General features: G+C 42.8%; 18 protein-coding genes, 1 pseudogene and 1 riboswitch. Of the genes and pseudogenes, 8 read left to right on the top strand and 11 right to left on the bottom strand.

Going from position 1 to position 21,971, the window contains the following annotated elements:
- Nucleotides 1–15 precede the first annotated feature (15 nt).
- On the top strand, nucleotides 16–669 hold the full coding sequence (locus tag K08M4_RS20790; RefSeq protein WP_086051307.1) for a cupin domain-containing protein: 654 nt from the start codon (nucleotides 16–18) through the stop codon (nucleotides 667–669).
- 130 nt (nucleotides 670–799) lie between these two features.
- On the opposite strand, the pseudogene K08M4_RS20785 reads toward K08M4_RS20790, so the two are convergent.
- From K08M4_RS20785 to ribB, 6 genes and pseudogenes are all read right to left on the bottom strand, one after another.
- Nucleotides 800–1,662, bottom strand: a pseudogene (locus tag K08M4_RS20785) (hypothetical protein).
- Between the two features lie 458 nt (nucleotides 1,663–2,120).
- The gene (locus K08M4_RS20780; RefSeq protein ID WP_086051305.1) at nucleotides 2,121–3,581 is read right to left on the bottom strand and encodes an ABC transporter ATP-binding protein; all 1,461 of its coding nucleotides are present in this window, start codon (nucleotides 3,579–3,581) and stop codon (nucleotides 2,121–2,123) included.
- Entirely contained in the window at nucleotides 3,578–4,453 is an 876-nt protein-coding gene (locus tag K08M4_RS20775) for an ABC transporter permease (protein WP_086051304.1), read from the bottom strand. Before K08M4_RS20775 ends, K08M4_RS20780 begins: the two co-directional genes overlap by 4 nt.
- Complete coding sequence (locus tag K08M4_RS20770; protein WP_086051303.1) at nucleotides 4,450–5,463, bottom strand: ABC transporter permease; 1,014 nt, start codon at nucleotides 5,461–5,463, stop codon at nucleotides 4,450–4,452. The genes K08M4_RS20775 and K08M4_RS20770 overlap by 4 nt, the downstream gene beginning before the upstream one ends.
- A complete protein-coding gene (locus K08M4_RS20765) occupies nucleotides 5,456–6,991 on the bottom strand; it encodes an ABC transporter substrate-binding protein (protein WP_086051302.1) in 1,536 nt (511 codons plus the stop codon). Before K08M4_RS20765 ends, K08M4_RS20770 begins: the two co-directional genes overlap by 8 nt.
- A 332-nt stretch (nucleotides 6,992–7,323) precedes the next feature.
- Nucleotides 7,324–7,980 (bottom strand): 3,4-dihydroxy-2-butanone-4-phosphate synthase, encoded by a 657-nt coding sequence (ribB, locus tag K08M4_RS20760; RefSeq protein WP_008216559.1) that lies wholly within the window; start codon nucleotides 7,978–7,980, stop codon nucleotides 7,324–7,326.
- A gap of 213 nt (nucleotides 7,981–8,193) precedes the next feature.
- Nucleotides 8,194–8,344, bottom strand: a riboswitch (FMN riboswitch).
- A gap of 386 nt (nucleotides 8,345–8,730) precedes the next feature.
- Between ribB and K08M4_RS20755 the strand changes: the two genes are divergently transcribed.
- The gene (locus K08M4_RS20755) at nucleotides 8,731–9,477 is read left to right on the top strand and encodes a phosphatase PAP2 family protein (RefSeq protein WP_086051301.1); all 747 of its coding nucleotides are present in this window, start codon (nucleotides 8,731–8,733) and stop codon (nucleotides 9,475–9,477) included.
- 178 nt (nucleotides 9,478–9,655) lie between these two features.
- On the opposite strand, the gene K08M4_RS20750 is transcribed toward K08M4_RS20755, so the two are convergent.
- The 3 genes from K08M4_RS20750 to K08M4_RS20740 form a co-directional block, all read right to left on the bottom strand.
- Nucleotides 9,656–11,560, bottom strand: a complete 1,905-nt coding sequence (locus K08M4_RS20750; protein WP_086051300.1) for a methyl-accepting chemotaxis protein — start codon at nucleotides 11,558–11,560, stop codon at nucleotides 9,656–9,658.
- A gap of 390 nt (nucleotides 11,561–11,950) precedes the next feature.
- A complete protein-coding gene (locus tag K08M4_RS20745) occupies nucleotides 11,951–12,676 on the bottom strand; it encodes a sulfite exporter TauE/SafE family protein (RefSeq protein WP_198299340.1) in 726 nt (241 codons plus the stop codon).
- A gap of 224 nt (nucleotides 12,677–12,900) precedes the next feature.
- Nucleotides 12,901–14,112, bottom strand: coding sequence for an MFS transporter (locus K08M4_RS20740; RefSeq protein WP_086051298.1), 1,212 nt, complete (start codon nucleotides 14,110–14,112; stop codon nucleotides 12,901–12,903).
- A gap of 29 nt (nucleotides 14,113–14,141) precedes the next feature.
- On the opposite strand from K08M4_RS20740, the gene K08M4_RS22500 reads away from it, so the two are divergent.
- Together K08M4_RS22500 and K08M4_RS20735 are read left to right on the top strand one after the other, a co-directional pair.
- Nucleotides 14,142–14,291 (top strand): hypothetical protein, encoded by a 150-nt coding sequence (locus tag K08M4_RS22500; protein WP_198299339.1) that lies wholly within the window; start codon nucleotides 14,142–14,144, stop codon nucleotides 14,289–14,291.
- Between the two features lie 460 nt (nucleotides 14,292–14,751).
- Nucleotides 14,752–15,366 carry a DUF6198 family protein gene (locus K08M4_RS20735; protein WP_086051297.1) on the top strand — a complete coding sequence of 205 codons (615 nt, stop codon included), beginning with the start codon at nucleotides 14,752–14,754 and terminating at the stop codon, nucleotides 15,364–15,366.
- 192 nt (nucleotides 15,367–15,558) lie between these two features.
- On the opposite strand, the gene sigZ is transcribed toward K08M4_RS20735, so the two are convergent.
- Both sigZ and K08M4_RS20725 read right to left on the bottom strand, forming a co-directional pair.
- Nucleotides 15,559–16,173 (bottom strand): RNA polymerase sigma factor SigZ, encoded by a 615-nt coding sequence (gene sigZ, locus K08M4_RS20730; RefSeq protein ID WP_086051296.1) that lies wholly within the window; start codon nucleotides 16,171–16,173, stop codon nucleotides 15,559–15,561.
- Nucleotides 16,157–16,453, bottom strand: a complete 297-nt coding sequence (locus K08M4_RS20725; RefSeq protein WP_065612849.1) for an ArsR/SmtB family transcription factor — start codon at nucleotides 16,451–16,453, stop codon at nucleotides 16,157–16,159. Before K08M4_RS20725 ends, sigZ begins: the two co-directional genes overlap by 17 nt.
- 233 nt (nucleotides 16,454–16,686) lie before the next feature.
- Here K08M4_RS20725 and K08M4_RS20720 point away from each other — a divergent pair, with 233 nt between their 5' ends.
- From K08M4_RS20720 to K08M4_RS20705, 4 genes are all read left to right on the top strand, one after another.
- Nucleotides 16,687–17,787 carry a permease gene (locus K08M4_RS20720; RefSeq protein ID WP_086051295.1) on the top strand — a complete coding sequence of 367 codons (1,101 nt, stop codon included), beginning with the start codon at nucleotides 16,687–16,689 and terminating at the stop codon, nucleotides 17,785–17,787.
- A gap of 395 nt (nucleotides 17,788–18,182) precedes the next feature.
- Nucleotides 18,183–19,538, top strand: a complete 1,356-nt coding sequence (locus tag K08M4_RS20715; RefSeq protein WP_086051294.1) for a TackOD1 domain-containing metal-binding protein — start codon at nucleotides 18,183–18,185, stop codon at nucleotides 19,536–19,538.
- The gene (locus tag K08M4_RS20710; RefSeq protein ID WP_198299354.1) at nucleotides 19,525–20,841 is read left to right on the top strand and encodes a glycosyltransferase family 2 protein; all 1,317 of its coding nucleotides are present in this window, start codon (nucleotides 19,525–19,527) and stop codon (nucleotides 20,839–20,841) included. The genes K08M4_RS20715 and K08M4_RS20710 overlap by 14 nt, the downstream gene beginning before the upstream one ends.
- On the top strand, nucleotides 20,808–21,881 hold the full coding sequence (locus tag K08M4_RS20705) for an HlyD family secretion protein (protein ID WP_086051292.1): 1,074 nt from the start codon (nucleotides 20,808–20,810) through the stop codon (nucleotides 21,879–21,881). Before K08M4_RS20710 ends, K08M4_RS20705 begins: the two co-directional genes overlap by 34 nt.
- The last annotated feature ends 90 nt before the right edge of the window (nucleotides 21,882–21,971 follow it).

Below are 21,971 nucleotides of genomic sequence, written 5' to 3'. Positions count from 1 at the left end.
AGTAAGGGCGCCATTATGTTCAACATGGACTTTTCAAAAAAACTGGTTATTGAAACCGAATCATTAGATTGGATCGCGAGCCCTGCCAAAGGGGTATGGCGTAAGCCGCTTGAAAGAGAAGAGAAAGAATCGGGTCACACGACTAGCGTGGTGAAGTACGATCCTGAATCTTCGTTTTCTGAGCACCCGCATCCGCAAGGCGAAGAGATATTCGTATTAGAGGGTGTTTTCTCTGATGAAACTGGAGATTTCCCTGTAGGCACTTATATCCGTAATCCCCCGGGAAGTGCGCACTCTCCATCAAGCAAAAATGGCTGCACGATCTTGGTTAAGCTTAATCAGTTTGATGCGAGAGACTTAACTCAAGTTCGTATCAATACCCAAGAAACGGAGTGGCTTCCAGGCATTGGTGGCTTGCAAGTAATGCCTCTGCATGAGTTCGAACACGAGCATGTCGCGTTAGTGAAGTGGCCAGTTGGCGAACGTTTTCAGCCACATCGTCACTTTGGTGGTGAAGAAATCTTTGTGTTGTCAGGCACTTTCAAAGATGAACATGGCGAGTATCCAAAACACACATGGATGCGTAGCCCGCACATGAGCGAGCATTTCCCTTATGTGGAAGAAGAGACGGTTATCCTAGTGAAAACGGGTCACCTGCCTTTGGTATAATTGCGACCCCAATATTTTTATAGAAAGACATGCAGAATAAACGCATAAATACAAAAATCCGATATCAAAGGTGATATCGGATTTGAACTCAATAATTCAGAGTTCCACACGCTCTCCTCTCACGAAGTCTTTAGACGTATCTGTGTACCATAATCGGGTGTTTATCGCCTTATCGTTGATGTCAGGTAAAGGTTGATACAAGCTTTTGGTCATGTCAGATAATACTTGGTCGTAAACTTGCGATACGATGCTAGAAATATCACTGGTTAGTTCGTATAAGCTATCTGCCGGTTGGGTTAATTCGTTGCTCGATGCGATTTCTGTGAGTGCATGCATCGCACGTGTACAAATCGGTGAGCCACTACTGATAGGGCAGATCATTGATAATTGGTTGAGTTTACGGTGTGTCTGAGATGCATAGAATTTGAATCTCGCATACTCCTCAGGTTTTTCCATATCCGCCTTTTCTATTCCAGGGATAGACATTCGTAACTTGGTTAGGGTCTCCATGCAATCCAAGATCTGTTGCCAGTTCATGTGGTACTCACGGCTCATTTCTTCTCGTTCCGATTGGATCAACCAGATGATCATTACTTCATCCATCAAAAACATGCTGTGACGAATCGTTTTGCCATGAATCGATTGGTTACGTACTAAGCTACGATTTTGCCAGTCACTGTGCATGGCAATGAGCCTAAGGTGATAGATGCGATACATAGGACGGCTATCGAACGAAACATGAGATTGAAGCAGTTCAGACACCTCAAGTATGTTGTCGTAAATCGCATTCACTTTGCGAATTGAGTCGCTAGACAATTTATAAGCCAGAGCATAATGCGTTGCCGCGCGATGTTTGCGTGATAGCAACAACAACTGTCTGAGTAGAACTAAGGTTTCAAACCGGTGTGATAGCGCGGTTTGTCTCTTCTTTGAGAAATGAAACTGCGCAGCAAGTACTAATAGGGATAAACCCACTGAAATAACGACCAACATATTCAACTCCTAATATCTGAATACCTATTTAGTGGTAGTTCACAATTTGTGCCAAAATTGATAAGCATTATATTTCAATGACTTATATTTTACGGTCGCTTGTGGATGACCAACACTGGTGCATCACCTCACCATTCGAGTGAGAACAATAGAAGAGGTTATAGGTTGTTACAGTTCCTAGACTTTGCTTTGGCTGAAGCTTAAATAGCTACAATCTGGCTAACCTCTTACACAAGGTTAGTCAGATTGGGTTACACAGAGATGTATATTCAGTGAGTGGATGGTGAAGATATGACTAAAGATTTACGACGAATGTGCCACTGAGAAGACAGATAACCGCGAAGCGCTTTTAGGCCGATAGTTCGCTAAGTCGATAGCTAAATAGCTAAATAACTCAATCGCTCGATAAGTTAAGAGATTCATTAATCAATAGATCCATTAATTAATAGATCCATGAATCAACAGCGCGATAAGTCGATCACTTTATTACACAACTTACTCAAAGCCAGTTGATCATGGCTAATCAAAATTAGGCCGCAATTCGCTTCTTTCGATACTTCAACAATCAGTTTTAGCGTTTGTGCTGCAGTGATGGGGTCTAATCGTGATGAGGGCTCATCTGCAATTAACAATTTTGGGCTCATCAGTAGCGCTCGTAAAATCGCGAACCTCTGTAGTTCTCCTCCTGATACTTGGCTTGCTGGACGTTCAAGCAAAGCAGAATCAAGGCTCAATCTATCTAGAAGTGCGGGTATCTTGGACCGATTTAGTTTGTGAAGCGCACATAAGTCATCAAGTAATATTTTTAGTGTTGTGTGAGGGGAATGTGCACTTGGTGGATCTTGGTAAAGCTTAAGGCGTTGTCCTTTCTCGATTTTTTGAAGCCAGTCGATATTGCCGGAAAAGTCGTTGTGCAACCCTAGTAAAGTGTCGGCAAGAGACGATTTTCCACATCCGCTGTCACCATAAACTCCCAATATTTCACCTTGTGATAGTGAGAATGTGAGATCTGAAAAGAGCGTTCTTTGATCGCGGTAGATAGATAAATCTTCAACTTCAAGCAGCGGCTTCTGTCCGCTTTGTATACTTACCTTTGAGGATTCAGCGTGACTACCTGATTCATTTAAAGATGGCGAGGAAGTTGGCTGATCAAGTGACCAATACTCAGGTTGTGCTCGGATAAGCGCTTTTGTATAGGCAGCTTGTGGCTGCTCTAAAATGGCTTTAGCATCACCTCTTTCAACAATTACCCCTTCTTTCATGACAATGATGTCACCACCTAACATTTTAGCCAGTTTAATGTCGTGAGTGATGGTGAGCAGGCCACCGGGTTTGTCATTTTCAAGTTGTTGGCAGTGAGAAAGGAGAAGTTGCCCAACGTGATCACGTCGGCTTTCGTCTAAGCCTTTTGTGGGTTCATCGGCAATTAACAGTTTGCCTCCGGCTTGAATCGCACATAAATACGCAGCACGTTGCGCCATTCCGCCCGAGAGTTCAAATGGGTGTTTATCTCCATCTTTGTCCAGTTCCATTTGTTGAAGTGCATGGTGGGTGAGTGTGTCACTCTGGGAACGACCTTCGTTTAAAACCAGCTTATGAACTTCGCTTATCTGCGATCCTATAGTCCGAAGCGGATTGAGTGCTAACCAAGGTTCTTGAGGTAGCAAAGCTATTTCTTTGCCCCAAAACCGTTCTCGATTTAAAGGGTTAAGCTCATCAAACAAAGTAATGTCGCCTTCTGGTTTTAAGGCATCAGGCAATGTGCCCGCTACGGCTGCAGCGATTAGACTTTTCCCCGCGCCTGTTTCTCCCAAAATGGTGAGCGGACGCTGCGGATATAAATCTAAACTTAAGTTCTGGACTAAGGTTTGAGTGTCAGTATGAATCGACAGGTTTTCAATTTTTAACATTGCGTTCATGCTGTTACTCCTTTACCCGCTTGTTTCCCTAGTCGTGATTTTTCTTGTTTACACCTTGGTTCATTATGCGAATGTTTATTTTGTTGAGTTAGACGTTTTCCTTGAGCTAATAAATGAAAACTTAGTACGAGAAGAAAAACGGTCAGTACTGGTTGAATCAAAACCCAAGGAGCTTGGTGGTAGTAACGAAATAGTTCAACCATCATCAAGCCTAGCTCAGCTTCTGGCGGCTTAAGCCCAACATGCAGAAAGCCTAAAGATGCAAGTGCCAGTATTGAATTACCGGTACCAAAACAGAACAGGGTGAATAGATCATTTCGGCAATCTGGCCACAAGTGACGTTTAAAAATATACCAGTGGTTGAACCCATAAAGTCGTGATGCCTCTACAGCAGGCGATTGAATGAGTGACAAAGTTCGGTTACGCGACACACGGAAAAAATCCACCCACAGCATGAGCGATATGGCGATGTAAAGAATAAGAAATGATCCCGGTACCATAGCTGCAAAAAGTAAAACAAGAATTAGGCCGGGCATGGCGAGTATCATGTTCACGTTGAATGAAAATATTTTATCCCACCATCCTTGTTTCCAACCGGCTATTACTCCCATTGACGTTCCCAATAACGCCGCGGTGGTAATACTGACTAACGCCATGGAAAGTGAAGTGCTGATGGCATGGCTTAGTCTCGCTAAATTACTGCGTCCAAAATGGTCTCGGCCTAAAGGTTCTTCGACAGAAGGCGTTGTGAAGGCAAGGTCTAAGTTTTGCTTGGCAATATCACCTTGATAGACAATCCGTTCTAGAATGACCACGCATAACAAGGCGGCTAGGATAATCAAGCCTAACCATTGCGGTTTTGTTAAATTCATACGATCTTAACCTTCTTATTTTCGGATTCTGCTTGTCGTTTATTAGGTCTAAATTTTGAAAATAAAGCAGAGGGTTTATTGGCTCGCTGCCTTGGATCTAATTGATAATTGACCAGATCGACTAAGGTATTGATGACCACAAACAAAAGCCCCATTAGCAGAGCAGAACCTTGGATCATTGGGATATCTCTACGGAAAATCGCATGCGCTAACGCGTGACCAATGCCCGGCCAAGAGAATAATGACTCGATCATAATGATCCCTTCAATTAACCCAGTTGCTTGAACGCCAACAAAAGTAATAACAGGTAAAGCGATGTGTTTATGAGCGTGATGTTGAAAAGCTTGCGCCTCAGTTAGTCCTTTTAAACGAGCGAATAAAAAATGCGGTGCTGTGATGGCATCATGAGTGGCATTTCTTATAAGGCGACTAGACATTGCAGCCAGAGATAGCGCTAAGGCGAGGGCGGGTAAAATAATAAACTCGACTCGTCCAAAGCCAGCCACTGGCAGCCAATTCAGTTGTAACGCAAAGATAATCACCAAAGCCAAACCAATCAGAAATACAGGCTGGGCTCTTAAGACGATGGAACCTAATAGCGAGAAGTGGTCAGCAAAAGAGTCGGTCCGTTTTCCACAATAAATACCGATTGGGATGGCAATTAGAAGAGAAATGACGGTCGCGACGACTGCCAATAAAATGGAGTGCCCGAGCTGGTGGCTGATTTCATCAATGACGGGGGTGCCACTAATCAATGATGTTCCCAAATCAAAATGGAGAAGATCCCATAGCCATTCGAGGTATAGCTGCAAGCCCGAACGATCAAGCCCTAGCTCTTGATAAACCGCTTGTGCCGCATCCGCATCCACATAATCATACCCATAGCGACCCGCTGCAATTCGAAAAGCAAAGTCACCGGGTAACAAGCGCATTAAAATGAAAGTGAGTGTTCCGATACTCCAGGCCACAAAGCCGGCTTGGAGTAATCTTCGGATTAAGATATTAATCATTAATCGTCATCTCTGAGATGCGGTAGTTGATTTCAAATGGGTCAAAAGAGAAGTGGTTAACACGTTCATTGACCGCAACTAACTGAGTGTAGAAAGTCACAGGAATCAGTGGCATTTCATCCGCTAATATGGATGAAGCCTCTTGAGTCATTTGATTATAGTGGTCTTGGTTCGGTTCAACCGATAGACGTTGAAGTAAGCTGCTGAACTCATCAGAAGACCAGTTCATCGGCCCCCAATCACTGCCTTTATGGCTCGCAAAATCGCGCATTAGTAAGGCTAGGGGATCCGCCGTAGTACCAAAATTACGCGCCACGAGCGCCATTTCTAAGGTGCCGTCTTTGTGTTTCGATGGAATTGCACTTGAGTTATCGATAGAAACATTCACTTGAATGCCGACTTCTTTAAGCTGAGCTTGAATCGCGGTAGCTACGATAGGCAGCTCTGGTCTGTCTGAGTAGGTGGTTAATGTAATATCGAATGGTTTACCTTCGCGCGAAAGGACGCCCTCCTCATTTTCCTGCCAACCTTGCCCTGCGAGTAATGTTTTCGCTTGGTCGATATTGCGCTGAGTTTGCTCAAGGTTATTGATGTGCCATGCACCAAGAGAAGGGGCAAACAGTTGATACGCTTCAGAGCCCGGAACGCGGACGATTTGTTTTGAAATACCCGTTCGGTCTAAAGCCAGGCTTATCGCCTGACGCACATCTGAATGATTCAAAAATGGGTGTTCATTATTCAACTTAATTAGGATCGTTCTTGGGATTGACTCCATCACTAATTCAACATTTTTTGCTGACTCAAGTAGGTCGATACTGGCTGGATCGAGTGTGTAAACCAGATCGGCTTGACCGGTTTGTGCTAACAAAGCACGGCTTTCAGAGCGATGACCTGCAAGGTAGTGAACATGTTCAATCGAGGCTTTTGTGCCCCAGTAGTCAGCATTTTTGACAACATGCGCTTTATGAGGAGCTTGTAATTCTTGGATTTTATAAGGGCCTGTACCACTCAATTGCGCCACGGTCCCTTGTTGATCAAACGAACTTGGTGCTGCAATCGCTGCTGTGTAATGCGCTAACACGGCCAGCAATGGTCGATAAGGTTGAGATAGCTCGATGACTAGCAGGTTGTCTGAAGCTGATATTTCTTTGATAGGTACTCGCTTTAATACGCCAGGTTTATTTAAAGCGTGAGAAAGAGAAGTTTGAACAGCTTGCGCGGTAAGCGGTGAACCATCGTGGAAAACAACGTCTGGGCGCAATGTGAATTCCCAGCGTAGATTGTTTGCGTTAGTTGTCCATTCTTTCGCTAATAAAGGTGTGACGTTGCCTGACTTGTCGATAGCAGTAAGCGCTTCAACAACTTGTAACCGTGTAAATAAATAGCCGTTTTTCGACAAATCTTGGTCAGTAAACTCGAAGGGACCTGAGATGTTGAGTGTTGTTGGTTGTGTTTCTTTCGATGGTACAAATATCCATATGAGTAGTGCACTGATGGAAAGTAGCGCCAGTGCGGCAAGCTTTTTCATGCTTTTATCCTAGTGATGAGTAATGATTTGTAATGTTATAACATAACAAAATTGTGTTGTTAATGATAATAATTGCTAATTGGCTCGGTTCTTTATCGGACGTAAGTATGAAAAAAGCCCCACTGAAATCAGTGAGGCTCTAATTTGGGATGTTATTCAGACGCTAACAGGGTTTACTTGACGGCATCAATCAGCTGTAAAAGCTGTTTGAGTGACAGTCACTATGCCCTGCTTAAAATAAGCTTTGCTCAATTGGTGAGCCTAAATCTGTTTAGGTCAATGCGCTTGAGTAAATATCGGGATACCAAGCACCAAGCACCAAGCACTAAGCATTAAGCCAGTTTTAGGTCGAACTCATTGCGGTACATCACCATATCTTCAATGGTCAGTACTGGCATGTTGTGTAGTTTACCGAAAGCTACGATCTCTGGTGCTTTTGCCATTGTACCGTCTGGGTTGGTTACTTCACACAGTACGCCTGCTGATTGAAGACCTGCCATTTGCATAAGATCAACAGTACCTTCTGTGTGACCACGGCGAGCAAGTACACCACCTTTGCGTGCGCGCAGTGGGAATACGTGGCCAGGGCGAGCAAGGTCTGTAGGTTTAGCTGTCGGGTTTGCAGCTGTCTTGATCGTTGTTACACGGTCAGCGGCAGAAACACCTGTCGTTACGCCAACTTTTGCTTCGATAGTTACGGTAAACGCAGTTTGGTTTGCGCTGTTGTTATCAACAACCATAGGTGGAAGTTCAAGCTGGTTTGCTTGCTCGTCTGTTAAGCATAAGCACACAATGCCGCTGCATTCGCGGATCATAAGCGCCATTTGAGCATTTGTTAGGTGTTCTACTGAGTAGATGATGTCGCCTTCGTTCTCGCGATCTTCATCATCGAGTAAAAGTACGCCACGACCTTCGCGTAGAGCTTGCAGTGCGTTTTCAACGCGAGTGATTGGTTCGCCAAATTCGGCAAGTAGTGAAGACTGATTCATGGTTAAACTCCTAAAATATCACCAGAATCAGGGCTGTATGAGGGATCTCAACCGAGCACAACAAAGCCTACTTATTACAAGTAGACCTATACCAATCCTACTGTGATTGGCACTAGCTCATTATGGTTTTATCCAAAACGAAATGCACCCGTCTAAGTTGGAGGGACGAACCCAACTCACGCGGGTACACCTTTCCAACTTAAACGAGTGTGTTTTCATTCTCTCTCATCCGGACTATGACCGTCGGCTCTGGCACCTCACCAGATCTGCTGACCTCGACGAATCGAGCGCTCGCGGGCTTATCTTTAGATTTTGCTAAAAACATACCGCCGGTGGGGAATTTCGCCCCGCCCTGAGAATAAAAATTAATAATCTATTTTGCTTTTGAAAGCAGACCAGATGGTAATCCTTTCAATAGTGGATTTAAAGGACTGACAGCAAAGTTTTTCAGATTCCAGCCTTATAATTGGGTAAGTGTTCACTTTATCAGCAGAACGTGTCCGGCAGTCTCTTTAGTGGGATATTGCCTTTGTCTCAGCTGGTTTGAGTGGTCTTTGTTGCTCTATGAACATAAGTGGATGTCGAACATTATTGGTGCTGGCGTGGCTGTTCACCGAATCAATACTCAAGAGGTTCATCAGTCGAACATTGTTAGACCATGACGGCTTAATGACCGTTTTGACATAAAATTGATATTGGCAGTGCTAAGCTGCGCTAGCATCCATCCACTTTATCCAAAAGATCTTAGTCATGACATCTCCGTTCTCTAACAAATCCAAAGGCTTATTACTGCTCGTTTTAAGTTTGTCTTCTCTCGTACCGTTTTTGATCTTTGGATCTAATTTTGACCTTGGGGCTGCGGTTTCGCCTTTCCAAGGCGCCTTCATAACGTTTGTGACTTACTCGGCGGGTAATCAAGGATTCTTGGTAACGCTAGCTTTTTTGTCTTTGGTATTGCTCATGATGAAATTTTCCAAAGCTAAGCTCGTCAGCCTTTGTCTGCAGCTCGGCTTGTTGTTGGTTCTCAGCTTTGCAGCAAAAACTTTCTTAAAGCATTCTACAGAAAGCCCGCGTCCTTATTCTGAGTATTTGGTGACGCAAGAAGTCGTTGAAATGCCAGAGCTGTTTTACGAACTGCCATTGGTAGAAAAGAACGCAGCGATTGCATCTGTGCAAGACAAGGTGAGTGAGTGGCGAACACGTCATTGGCTAGGTGAGACTGACTATTCTTTCCCATCTGGGCACATGATTTTCGTTGGCGTGTGTCTGGCGTTCTTTGGCGGCTTGTTCCTAGAAGCGAAACGTTTTTACTTAGTCGGCGGCTTGTTAGTTTGGGCTGGTGGCGTTGCTTATAGTCGTGTTTGGCTTGGTATGCACCGCCCTGAAGACTTAGCTGCGTCTATCGCCTTTGCCGGTTTGATTTACCTATTGGTGCCACTGATTCCGACGCAAAGAATAGAACTTTTGTTACCGATGTTTCTAAGAGATCGCAAATGAGTAATAAACTTGCCTAGAAGAGCTCTGGTGGGGCTTTTGAAAGAGAGGAATAAAAAACCGCCTTCGGAGAAGGCGGCTATTTTAAACGATGACTGCTATTGAAAAACTATAGATGCTATTTGAAACTATAACCTCCATACACTACGGGTTTCATTCTAACTAACTGTTTTAGTAGAAATTAACGTAGTTTAAACATACCAACCATTGATGCCAGTCGTTCGTTTACTTGGGAGATATTGTTGGTTTGCACCAAAGCTTGATCTCCATTTTTGTTGAGTTCATTTACAATGTCACTCAGAGCCACCATGTTACGACTAATTTCCTGAGTGACGCTGCTTTGCTCTTCTGCGGCCGTTGCAATTTGAATACTTAGGTCATTGATCCCCGTTACTTGTGACGTTAGCTCATTTAAGCTGCTGCCCACTTTCTCGGTGTTATTAAAAGTTTCGTCACAAGTCCCTTTCGTCTTATTCATAGACTCTTCAACATTCTTGTTCACTGAAAGCAATCGAGTCAGCGCTTGTTCAATCTGTTGTGTACTCGCTTGTGTTCGACTCGCTAAGGCTCTCACTTCATCCGCTACTACTGCAAACCCACGACCTTGCTCGCCCGCTCGTGCTGCTTCAATCGCTGCATTTAACGCAAGAAGATTGGTCTGTTCAGCGATTTCACCAATCACTGTCAAAATATCACTGATTCCTTTAGTTTCTTGGCTCATGCTTTCTAGGTTCGATGATGTGTTCTCTATCTCAGAAACTAGTGCATTAACCTTCATTTGTGCATCACCGACAGCATTGAGTGATTGCTCCCCGATATCGGACGCGACTTTAGTTGATTGCGCCGTTTCACCTGCATTTTGGGCAACGGCGTCAGCTGTTGAACTCATTTCTTCAATGGCAGTGACAATTTGTTCAGTTTCTTGCACGTGCTGATTCAAAATGTGGTTATTTTCATCTGATTTATGTTCAAGTTGCTGCACATTTTCTTTCAGTTCAGACGATGCTGCGTCAATTTTTAGCATCAAGTCTTGTATATGCTCGATGAATTGGTTTACACCAGATGCGATTTGCCCTAAATCATCGTGTTTCTTTACTTCGAGTCTCTGAGTTAAATCACCATCACCATTTGATAGCCCTGTAATGGTTTCTTTCAACGCTAGGATGGGTTTGTAAAGAATATTGAGAATGAATAACGTGGCAACTACGCTGATCAATAGGTAGACAATCGTGATCATAATTGCTTGCTGTTGAGCGACTTCTAGCGCTGCGAATACGACGCTTTTGTCTAATCCAACAAGTAGGTACCACTCTTTATCACCATAGCTAACCGCATGGCTGAACATCACTTTCTCAACGCCGTTGATACTATAATTAACGATTGTGCTTTCTGAATTTTGTGCTTTTTTTGCAACGTCTTTCAAAGATGCGTAATCCGTTAATTTAGTGCCCACCTTAACCACATTGGATGTGCTAGCCAGCACCGTCATGTCATTGGTCATCATCATCGAAATAGCACCGTTGAGGTCGATTTCAGAGACAGTGTCACTTAGAACATCGAGTGGAATGTCTGCCAATACCACACCGTTACCAACATCTTTACCAATGCTCACCATTAAGGTACCTGTTGTGGAGTCTGTATATGGGTCTGTATATACAAGGCTTCCTGAACGCTTACCTTCTTTGTACCAAGCTTTACTACGAGGGTCGTAGCTTGGTGGACTTTTGTGATTATCCCAGCCCGGGTAATCGAATGACGCATAAGCATCACCATTGTCAAAACCTATCATTAGGTTCGCAACATCAGCACCCAATGAGCCCACGCGCATTCGCTCGGCGTGTCTATCTTGATAATTATTTTGACGGTAATCAGTGGCTATTTTTGCTACTGCTTGTGTTTTAGCTTCTAGGTAAGTCTCAACCTTATTCCCTTCAATGCGAATACGGTCTTGTGTGCTCTGATAAATAGTGTCAGTGAGTGCTTCCTTCTTACTCTGATATGATAAATAGTTGGCTGAACCAACACTTATTGCGATTATTACTGATACTGCGACTAAAAGAACTTGCTTAAATCCAAGTTGTTTCATATGAATGTCCTTAATACTGAGCGTGCTCATCTGCCTGGCTAATGATTGTTCGAGTATATAGAGATATAGTGAATGCAACTACGCTCTCAATTGAACATTTAGTCTAATTTGAACAGTCTCAGCTCTGTATACAAAAAGATCATGAAAAAATGGTTTATGCAGTAATGGTTCATTGATGGTGAATGAGAGGGAATCGTTACCGCCAGATAGAGATGTTTACGACAGTGTGGTACTGACTTTAAAGCTTAAATAAGGCGCCGCATTAGGGTATTTGAGCATAATGGATAACGTCACTAGTCAGTCATATGAGCTTGCTTATCGAGATGAGTGAGCTGTCATCAAAATAGTTACAAAACGTAAGCAACCTTCAGTACTTACGTTATCTCTATACTAACCAGCTAAGCCTTGCCAAATGGCAGTTAAGCCACTGATAGAACATAACAGTAAAGAACCAATACGTATCTTCTCTTTAGGAATACTTTGCGTGGTCATTAACGCCACTTTGTAACCCAACCAAGCAGCAGGCAGCAAAGGTATGGTGATGATCAAATGGTGCATAGTGAAGAAGCCAATTGGGATCTGAACAATCAACGAAATGATTGAACTAAAGACAAAAAAGGCAGACAAGTTGCCACGAAGCTGGTTTGCATCTTGGTGTTGAAGCAGTAGCGCCATCGGTGGGCCACCAATACCTGAACTGGTGCCAAAGAATCCTGAGAAGAATCCCGCGATGCCCATTTTGGCAGGCGTCGGCTCTAACCTAAACGGAAGCAAGCTGACAATCACTGCAAATACCACTAATAAACCTAACCAAAGTGACAACACGCTCGTTGAAACCATCACCAGCAAGGCACCGCCTGCCAGTGAGCCTGGAATGCGTCCTAGTAATGCGATTTTTAATCCGCCAATAGAAATGTTTGCACGGTGTTTAAAGGCGTTGAATAACGAGATGAATAGGCCAACTAAACAGATAGGCGCAGGTACATAGTCTGGTGAAACCAAAAACAACAGTGGGGCAGCCACAATGGCCAAACCAAAGCCGATTGCAGTTTGTACAAATGAGCCTGCAAAAATGAGTGCCATTGCTATTAGGGCGGTCTGATCTAGGTATTCCATAAGCCTGCGAATTAGTTTTAAAGGAGCGAGTAGATACTATAAATTAAAACGAAAAGAATAGTCTTATTATTCAGTGAGGTTTATGCAAGTTTCGCTAGTTATAATTTCGATTACAACGGCCAATAAAAAAGAGAGCGAATATCTCAGGATGTGCTCCTTTCAATATCCACTCTCTTATTGGATTGCTTATCGATTTTTGCTGTTGGGGGAGTCAGCGTTAAACGCTAAGCCATTGCCAGTTTCAGTCGCTCAATCGGCTTGTCATTGATAGGTAAATGGATAAGCGCTGCTGCAAATGCCAGTACCACCGTTGACCACCAGATTGGCTCGTAAGAACCGTAGTAATCGTAAATACGACCACCAACCCAAGCGCCTAAGAAGCTACCCACTTGGTGAGTAAAGAATACCAAGCCGTACAACGTCGACAGGTAACGAGCACCGAAGATCTGACGAACTAAGCCAGACGTTAGCGGAACCGTACCCAACCAACAGAAACCAATCGCCCCACCAAAGATAGCCGCGGTAGACTCAGTCACTGGCAAAGTCACAAACGCACCAATAACTACAGTACGTACTAAGTACAGTGCCGACATTACATGACGTTTGCTGAACTTATCGCCCATCACTCCCCAGAAGTAAGATCCGAAGATATTGAAGATACCAACGTAAGCCAGTGCCATCGCCGCGCTGCTCGCAGGCAAGTTCTTATCTGCTAAGTAGCTAGGTAAGTGCGTTGCGATAAACATTACATGGAAACCACACACAAAGAAGCCCGCGTGAATTAACCAGTAACCTTTATGAGCAAACGCTTCAGACAGTGCTTCTTTCAGTGTTTGGTTCTCTTCTACTTGCGCTTGTTTGTTTAAGGCTGCTTTAGGCGCTCGCATAAATAGGGCAAAAGAGATCATGAAACAACACAGCACGCCAAACACTTGCATTGCACTCTGCCAATCGAATTCGTTCAACATGTATTGCGCGCCCGGAATCACCGCGAACATACCAAATGAACCTGCGGCCGTGGTTAAGCCAAACGCTTTAGCCGCGTGCTCTGCCGGTACTACTTTCGCTACTGCGCCAAGCACGATCACATAACTTGTCGCGCTTAACCCAAGGCCAACCAGTGCACCTAGTGAAACGTAAAGCATGCTCGATTCGGTAGAAATTGAGGTAAGAAGTAAACCTAAACCGTAAGCACATGCGCCAGCAATAATGATGCGTCTGGCTCCCCATTTGTCAGCTGCCATACCAACAAATGGCTGGAACACGCCGAACAATAGATTTTGTAGCGCAATCGCGAAGCTGAAAAACTCGCGACCTGTGCCAAAATGCTCTGAAATTGGCATCATGAAAATGCCGAATGATTGTCTGATCCCTAGACTGATAATAAGTATGCCTATCCCAAGCCATACCAGTAAAGGAAAACGGAAAATGCTCATTCTAATACTCTTAAATTAATGGTGGTGATGTGAGTGGTCTTGCGCTGACATGTGTTGATCAGTCATCTCATGGTGATGTTCGTGCCCAGAATGCTCATGAGCTGACTGCTGGTGGCATCCACTGCTCACGGCATGCTGAGCCAAGAGATCAATCAATGGCTGACTGTGATGCACAATAACCAAACTAATGACGAGAAATAGCGTCATTCTGGCCAGTTGGGCAAAAAGAGATTGTGAAAACATACGGTGTTTACATGCGCTCAATGTTGTAAGAAGTCGCGCATCATAATGACGAGTGAGGTATGTATCAAATGACCATTTGTGATTTAGTATATGCGTTTTATGCATAGATTTATGCGTCGTTAGAATTAGGGCGAAACGTGACCAATAAATAGGAAAACTCGAAGTTTACTGGTTAATAGATAGAAGTATGTAATTAAGAATGAAAGTTCAAATGCAAGATTGTAACTGTCTGTTTAATTGAAGATTTCACAAAACTGTAAAAACTAATATACAAACTAATCACTAATCAACATTGGCCATTCACTCGACTTATCTGTCAAACATCGTAAATTTGGGCATAAATCGTTTCAAAACTACTGAAACGCGATGTTAAAAGATTCAGGGAGAGTCATTCACATGGATAAAGATCATAACCTTCGCGAAAATTTACTGGCACTGCTCTTAGGTAGCGCACTGGTTTCACTCGGCGTTATCTTTTTCAACCAAGTCGGTTTGCTCACCGGAGGCACGGCTGGTCTAGCAATTTTCATTACCAAAGTAACAGATCTAAGCTTTGGCCAAGTGTTCTTCGCGCTTAATTTACCTTTCTATATTCTGTCGGTTGCTCGTATGGGCTGGCGCTTCACCATCAACACCTTTATTGCTGTTTCGATTGTTTCGTTCGCTGTGGATCACTTGTATCACGTGATTCAAATTGCCGAAATTCATGCATTGTATGCAGCTTTACTTGGTGGTGGCTTAATTGGTACCGGAATGCTGGTGATTTTCCGTCATAAGATGAGCTTAGGTGGCTTCAACATTCTGGCGTTGTTCTTACAAGAACGTTTTGGAATTCGTGCGGGTAAGGTTCAGATGGCACTGGACTGCACGATTGTTGTGCTTTCTCTGTTCATTGTTGACGTGTCATTGGTTCTTCTGTCTGTGCTTGGTGCGATAGTCACCAACTTGATTCTAGCAATGAATCATAAACCGGGGCGCTATCAAGCAGTTGTTAAAGCGGAAGCCGCGTAGTAAGTGGAAGCAGAGTAGCTAGGTTCGCTTAAGCACTAGCTTAGCTGAAGCAAGGTGATTTACAGATTATGAAAACAACAAAGCCAGCATCAATTGCTGGCTTTGTTGTATTTGAATAACAGGTTCGAGTTAGTTATTAGTTATTAGTTATTAGTTATTAGTTATTAGTTATTAGTTATTAGTTATTAGTTATTAGCAGTTGCTGCAATCGTTGTCTGGTTTGAGCTCGCAGTCAATCACATTGTCTTGTTGATCCAGTGACAGGTTACAGCACTCTTCAAACAAGCTTTTAAGGTCCCCACGACTTTTCTGAACGCGAGACTTAACCGTTGAGTAGCTGATGTTCTGCGCCTCTGCAATCTCTTTCTGGCTTTGGCCTTTGATGTCGACAGCAAGCAATAACGATGAACTTTGTTCTGGCAGTGCCTGAATAAAAGGTTCAATACACAATGAAAGCTTCTGCTTGAACTCAGAGTTGTGGTCCAAATCGGTAAACCACAGATCTTCAGCATCAATTTGGCTATCACGTTGTTGACGAGCATGCTTACGATAGAAGTCGATAATGGTGTGATTGGCTAATTGGAATAGCCACGATTTTACGCTGCTTGTATCTTGCACCTTATCTAAGTTTTGATAAGTCTTAATTAAGATCTCTTGAAGCAAGTCGTCTACATCCGCAGAGTTGCTGACCTTGGAATACAGGAATGACTTTAACGCTTGCTGATACTCAGCCCAGACTTGTTCAAGCTTCAAAGGTGCCTTATTCAAATTTGCGCTATTCAAAGGTGCCTTAGTTGCGCTGTTCATTCACGCAACACTCGTCTTGTAAGAAATCAATCACACCTTCTAGGCACTCATACTCAGCCACGCAGAATAACGTTCTTCCTTCTCGTCTTTGGCTGATTAAACCCGCAGACGCCAAGCTTGATATGTGATGAGACAAGGTAGAACCGGGAATGCCTAGTTCTTCTTGTAGGCCGCCAACTGCAATGCCTTGGTAGCCAGCTTTAACAACACTCTTATAAATGGTTAGGCGAACAGGGTGGCCCAACTCTTTAAGTGCTTTCGCAACGACTTCTAAGTTCATATTAACTCCTCAAGATTTAATTTCGATGTTAGTCGAAATATAAGAGCAATTCAAATTTAAAAATTGTGGCTATGTAAGTCATTGTAAAATAGTGTTTTCGGAATTCATTTCGATTTTTGTCGAAATAAATTTTGATCTGGAGCTGTTTATTTCTATAATTCGAGAATATTCGAAATTAAGGGTTGGTTACTTTTCTCATAGAGTCCGGCCTTCAATCCATTGTGGAGTTAATTATGAGCAATGAAATGTTAGCAATGCTAAAAGACGCTCTTGATATGTTCGCCTTCTTAGCAGTAGAGCTAATCATCCTTTTCTTGGCGATCAGCTACATTGTTGGGGTTCTTCAAGAGTTTCTGACACCAGAAAAGATTCAATCTATCCTGAGCTCACGTAATGGTAAGGGTTATGTGGTTGCAGCATTACTGGGTGCAATTACGCCTTTCTGTTCATGTTCGACCATTCCTTTCTTAAAAGGGTTGCTGCGTGCAAGAGCGGGTTTCGGTCCAATGATGGTGTTCCTATTCGGTAGCCCATTATTGAACCCAGTGATCATTGGTTTATTCTTGATTACCTTCGGCTGGCAAGTGGCTGTGTTCTACTTCCTTGTCGCAATGACGGTGTCGGTAGTGGCAGGTTACGCACTTGAGAAGCTTGGTTTTGAGCGTTACGTAAAACCTGAGGCGTATGAGTCAACCGGTTCAGCCTCAAATTGCGGTACTAGCTGTGGTGACTCTGTTCCTAAGAAAGCAGCACCGACTAAAGCGGAATCTTCATGTGGTACAAGTGCCTGTGGCGAACCTGCACCTGTAATGGCAAAAGAGACATCTTGTTGCGATTCGAAGAAAGAAGAACCACAAGTGACTGTGTCATGCTGCTCAAGGGATGGAAGCGCGACTGCGGAAATCGTAGAGAAGAAAGAACCTAGCCGTTGGATGAGAATTTGGTTCTCAACTTGGAAAGACTTCAAACAAGTTTTCCCTTACCTGATGATGGGTATCGCGATTGGTTCATTCATTTATGGTTTCATTCCTACAGACCTAATTGCACAGTACGCTGGTGAAGGTATGTGGTATGCGATTCCTGTAGCCGCTGTAATTGGTATCCCACTGTACATTCGTGCTGAGGCTGTCATCCCACTAAGTGCAGCTTTAGTACAAAAAGGTATGGCGTTGGGTTCAGTAATGGCATTGATCATTGGTAGTGCGGGTGCAAGTTTGACGGAAGTTATTCTGCTTAAATCAATCTTCAAAAACCAAATGATTGCAGCATTCCTATTCGTTATCCTAAGCATGGCGATGGGTGCAGGCTTCCTATACAGCTTCATCTTTGGTTAATCAGGCCGATTCTGAGATAGCACCATCTATACCGAGAGATAGATAATCAAAAGAGCTCACTTATTTGAGCTCTTTTTTTGTCTTAATGTTTATTAAAGCATGAATATTTGACTGTTTTTTTGAGAAGACGGTTGTTTCGAAAGTCTCTGCAACCGCCATCAACTTTAACTTTTAGATTTGTATGTGACCGCTCTGGTACCAATTATTAACAAGACTAATATTTCTAGCGTGTTAATTAATTGGTGAGGTTATTTAATCTTTTTGGCTAATGATTGGACGGTTTTCATATCGATATCTAGTATTTGTATAAGGATAAATAATGCAATAGCATCGCTTGAAATTTCAAATGTTACGTTTATTTGACGGTGATAGCGTCAAAAGAGTGGAGTTAATGAATGAGAGATAAGTTGAAAATTTACTGCCTTGGAACTCCTGTACTTGAGATCAGAGAACCATTAGAGATCGTGCCAGTCAGTGAAATTAATCAACTCCCTGAATTATTGGGTGGTGTCATTATTTTAAATGGCGATCTTAGTTCGCAAGACGACGTGATGAGTCAACTGCATCGCTGTAGGAAGTTTTGGTCTTGGAAGATTTATGTTGTAGAAGATAGTGCATTATCAGAATGTTTATCCGACGGTATTTTAAATCCAGAAAGTGTTGAAGAAGAGGTGATTCAACATCGCAGAACGTTGGAAAGTATTATCAACTCCTCGGAAACATTGGATCCTCTTGTTGGGTGGTTAGGCTTGGATCAAACACGTCGATTATCACCTCACAAATATTTGTCTCATAGATCGATTTATTCTTATCCATTAGTTGAGCTCTACTATCCGGAGCTAAGTTCAACTTACCGCTTTGTATTATCAGAGACCAAGCGAGACACTTTTGAAATTGAGGACTTAATTGATCGAGTTAGAGTGTGTCATGAATGTGCTAGTGCTCATTTAAATTACATCGAGGCGTGTCCTTCTTGCAAAGACATCGATATTACTGAGCGTACCTCTCTTCATTGTTTCACGTGTGGTCATGTTGCAGAGCAAGGGCTATTTAAACGTAATCAAAAATTAGAATGCCCTAAGTGCTTAACTCAGCTTCGCCATATTGGGGTGGACTATGACCGTCCTTTAGAAACCCATGCATGTAACTCGTGCTCTCATTCTTTTGCAGAGGCGGAGACATTAGCTTCTTGTTTCGAGTGTGGTACAAAAAACGAGATTTCAAAGTTGGTCGTAAGGAAGGTGTACTCGCTGAAACTTGGTGTACAGGGGGAGTATATATTCCGTCATGGAGTGAAATTATCAGCTCCTGAGCTGTCGTTAAGCGGGAAAGTAGATGGAGGTTATTTTTCGAACCTTCTTAGCTGGGTTAATCGAATCGCACTTCGCCATGAAGAAGAACATCTATTATTGGGGTTATATTTACCTGATTTAGCTCAGTATGTGTCAAAAAATGGAGACGCTAAAATGTTTGCTTTAATCGAGCAAATTACAGAGCGATTGAATGGCTTGTTTAGAGATTCTGATATTTGTTGTCAGTTTAAAAGCGATGTTCTTTTTGTATTAATGCCCAAAGCTAAGATGGAACATATAGAAGTATTACGCGGCAAAATAGGAGCGCTTTGTTCTCTGATTGAAGATGATGATTTTACTCTGAATGTTTTCGCATGGGGTATACCCGACCCTGCGATGAAAGAAGATGTTGGATATTGGTTAGATAGTAAAGTCAGTGAAATCTATGCTGTCAGTTAGCCTTGATCTCCAACAGTACTTTTGGGGGATGCTTCTAGAGAACTCGGAGCTTTGGCTAATGCTTTTTCCCATGATGATTATGGTTGAGCTCCCACTCTTTCTGCTTGTGTTAAGTGGAATCTTTCGCTGGTCTTATTCGGCCAGTGATATAGAGATAAAAGAATACCCAAGCATCTCGTTTGTCATTACTTGTTATGGAGAAGGAGATGCAATAGAGATAACGATCGACACGCTTGTTGAACAGCTTTATCCCGGAAAGATCGAGATTTTAGCCGTAGTCGACGGAGCAACTCAAAATGAAGCTACCTACTTAGCTGCAATACGAGGGGAGCAGAGACACAGAAAAGTGCGAAACAGAGATGTTCGCGTCATTCCTAAGTGGCAAAGAGGAGGTCGCGTATCAACGTTAAATGCTGGTTTAGATAACGCTACCGGTGATTTTGTTATTAATGTTGATGGTGATACTTCTTTTGACAACGACATGGCGTTACAAATGATGAAGCAATTTACTGATAAGAATGTGATTGCTTCTGGAGGTGCTTTACGTGTTAGAAACTGGCAAGAAAATTTGCTTACGCGAATGCAGTCTCTTGAGTATATGTTATCGATGCAGGCTGGTAAGACTGGACTATCCAATTGGGGGGTTCTCAATAATATATCTGGGGCTTTTGGTGCCTTTAGAAAGAATATTCTGAAGCAAGTTGGAGGGTGGGATACTCATACAGCTGAAGATCTCGACTTAACGATGAGGCTCAAACAGTACAAGAAACGACATCCAAATAATAAACTCGCTTTTACACCTAAAGCTGTGGGTCATACAGATGTACCCGACACTTTGAAAGGACTGGTGCAACAAAGATTAAGATGGGATGGAGACTTATTATTTCTGTTTTTAAGGAAACATAATGAAGGTCTAACGCCTCGATTACTTGGTTGGGGAAATTTTATCTTCACTTTAGTTTATGGTGTTCTACAAAATATATTGCTGCCCATTTTAGTTTCGATATTCATGTTTTATATATTTTGGGCTTATTCCATCGATTTTGTTGTGGCACTTTTGCTCCTTATTTATTGCGTGTACTTGTCAACAGTGGGGCTCTTTTTTGTTGTCTATATTGGATTAGTTTCTGAAAGGGAGAAAGAGGATCTAAGAATGGCTAAATGGCTAGTTTTGTATCCATTTTATCAATTCTTTATGCGATTGATTACCGCGTTCTCTATGGTTAATGAGTTATTTAGAAGAAGTCATGAAGAATCCAGTATGGCTCCTTGGTGGGTATTGAAAAAAGGCAAAAGGTTTTAACAATGAAAGTGAAATTTCATCTTGATAAAAAGAACAAACCTCAATCGGATGATGGTGTCAAAGTTGCGTACGGACAAGCGAAAAGAGGAGGCTACCGCTTCCGTTGGTATTTAATTTTAAGCTTGGTGATTAGCCCACTATTATTCGTTGCGTATTTTTTCTTCAAGACCAATTTTTTGGTTATTGCTCCAGCAATCATTACCTCGCACCCTGTGACCTTGACCTCTAAGGTTGCAGGAGTAGTCGGTCCGCTCCCTGTCGAAGATGGAAGTCAAATATTAAAATCAGAGACAGCAATTCAGTTGACGAATAAGGAAGTTGAAGCTCAAATTGAATTTCTTCATTCTGAATTATTGGGGTTAGAAGTAAGCGTTTCTGAGGACATTGGCCTACTGCATTTGAAAGGTATTGCAGAAACGCGCAGTAATCTAAATACGGTACAGCAAATTCAAAAGCGCTATGAAGAATATAGGAAGAAAGGCCAGGTGTCCGATGTGGATTACGCAAGTATCGTAGGAATGAGTAATTCACTCAATAATCAGCTTAATGGACAAAAACTTGATTTTCAAAATGCGAAACGAGCTGAACAAGAAAGAGAATTAGCGGGGCCGGTTAGTCAGGCTAGACGTGCGTTAATGAAAGATCTAGCACTTAAACGTGTAGTTGAACAAGAGCTGTCGATTAAGTCTCCCTATGCAGGCCGCGTTGTCGATATCCATGTCGTTGAAGGACAGAGAGTGTTCGAAGGTGACGAGCTTGTAACGATAGCGAAGAATACCACCCCGCAAGTGGTCGCGTATTTAGACCCTAAATATTTAGAGAATGCGATAATAGGAGCTCATACCAAGGTAAGGTTTCCTAATGGTAGTACTTTTGAGGCTGAGATTGCAGATTCGGTAGAAATCGTCAGTAAGTTGCCTACTCAATTAGCAAGCCCTTTTGAAGGGCAACCGGCATATCTCAAAGTAGCATTGAACTTTACGGCTGATTTGCCTAGAGAATATTGGATTGAAGGGATGACCGTCGAAGTGCGTTTTTAATTAGCACGCTAATTTAACTATAAATGGAGCGTATATCGCTCCATTTATGATTTTAGGGCTAGCTATTTTTTATAGCGAGCTGCTGTTTTG

This window comes from Vibrio syngnathi (assembly GCF_002119525.1).
Lineage (GTDB): Bacteria > Pseudomonadota > Gammaproteobacteria > Enterobacterales > Vibrionaceae > Vibrio > Vibrio syngnathi.
The sequence above is the reverse complement of the archived record's forward strand: the minus strand, read 5'-3'. Positions and strand labels throughout refer to the sequence as shown.

Bases quoted from the DNA above. Each gene is read 5' to 3' on its own strand.
- K08M4_RS20790 (WP_086051307.1), top strand. From the start codon at position 16: ATGTTCAACATGGACTTTTCAAAAAAACTGGTTATTGAAACCGAATCA.
- K08M4_RS20780 (WP_086051305.1), bottom strand. From the start codon at position 3,581: ATGAACGCAATGTTAAAAATTGAAAACCTGTCGATTCATACTGACACT.
- K08M4_RS20775 (WP_086051304.1), bottom strand. From the start codon at position 4,453: ATGAATTTAACAAAACCGCAATGGTTAGGCTTGATTATCCTAGCCGCC.
- K08M4_RS20770 (WP_086051303.1), bottom strand. From the start codon at position 5,463: ATGATTAATATCTTAATCCGAAGATTACTCCAAGCCGGCTTTGTGGCC.
- K08M4_RS20765 (WP_086051302.1), bottom strand. From the start codon at position 6,991: ATGAAAAAGCTTGCCGCACTGGCGCTACTTTCCATCAGTGCACTACTC.
- ribB (WP_008216559.1), bottom strand. From the start codon at position 7,980: ATGAATCAGTCTTCACTACTTGCCGAATTTGGCGAACCAATCACTCGC.
- K08M4_RS20755 (WP_086051301.1), top strand. From the start codon at position 8,731: ATGACATCTCCGTTCTCTAACAAATCCAAAGGCTTATTACTGCTCGTT.
- K08M4_RS20750 (WP_086051300.1), bottom strand. From the start codon at position 11,560: ATGAAACAACTTGGATTTAAGCAAGTTCTTTTAGTCGCAGTATCAGTA.
- K08M4_RS20745 (WP_198299340.1), bottom strand. From the start codon at position 12,676: ATGGAATACCTAGATCAGACCGCCCTAATAGCAATGGCACTCATTTTT.
- K08M4_RS20740 (WP_086051298.1), bottom strand. From the start codon at position 14,112: ATGAGCATTTTCCGTTTTCCTTTACTGGTATGGCTTGGGATAGGCATA.
- K08M4_RS20735 (WP_086051297.1), top strand. From the start codon at position 14,752: ATGGATAAAGATCATAACCTTCGCGAAAATTTACTGGCACTGCTCTTA.
- sigZ (WP_086051296.1), bottom strand. From the start codon at position 16,173: ATGAACAGCGCAACTAAGGCACCTTTGAATAGCGCAAATTTGAATAAG.
- K08M4_RS20725 (WP_065612849.1), bottom strand. From the start codon at position 16,453: ATGAACTTAGAAGTCGTTGCGAAAGCACTTAAAGAGTTGGGCCACCCT.
- K08M4_RS20720 (WP_086051295.1), top strand. From the start codon at position 16,687: ATGAGCAATGAAATGTTAGCAATGCTAAAAGACGCTCTTGATATGTTC.
- K08M4_RS20715 (WP_086051294.1), top strand. From the start codon at position 18,183: ATGAGAGATAAGTTGAAAATTTACTGCCTTGGAACTCCTGTACTTGAG.
- K08M4_RS20710 (WP_198299354.1), top strand. From the start codon at position 19,525: ATGCTGTCAGTTAGCCTTGATCTCCAACAGTACTTTTGGGGGATGCTT.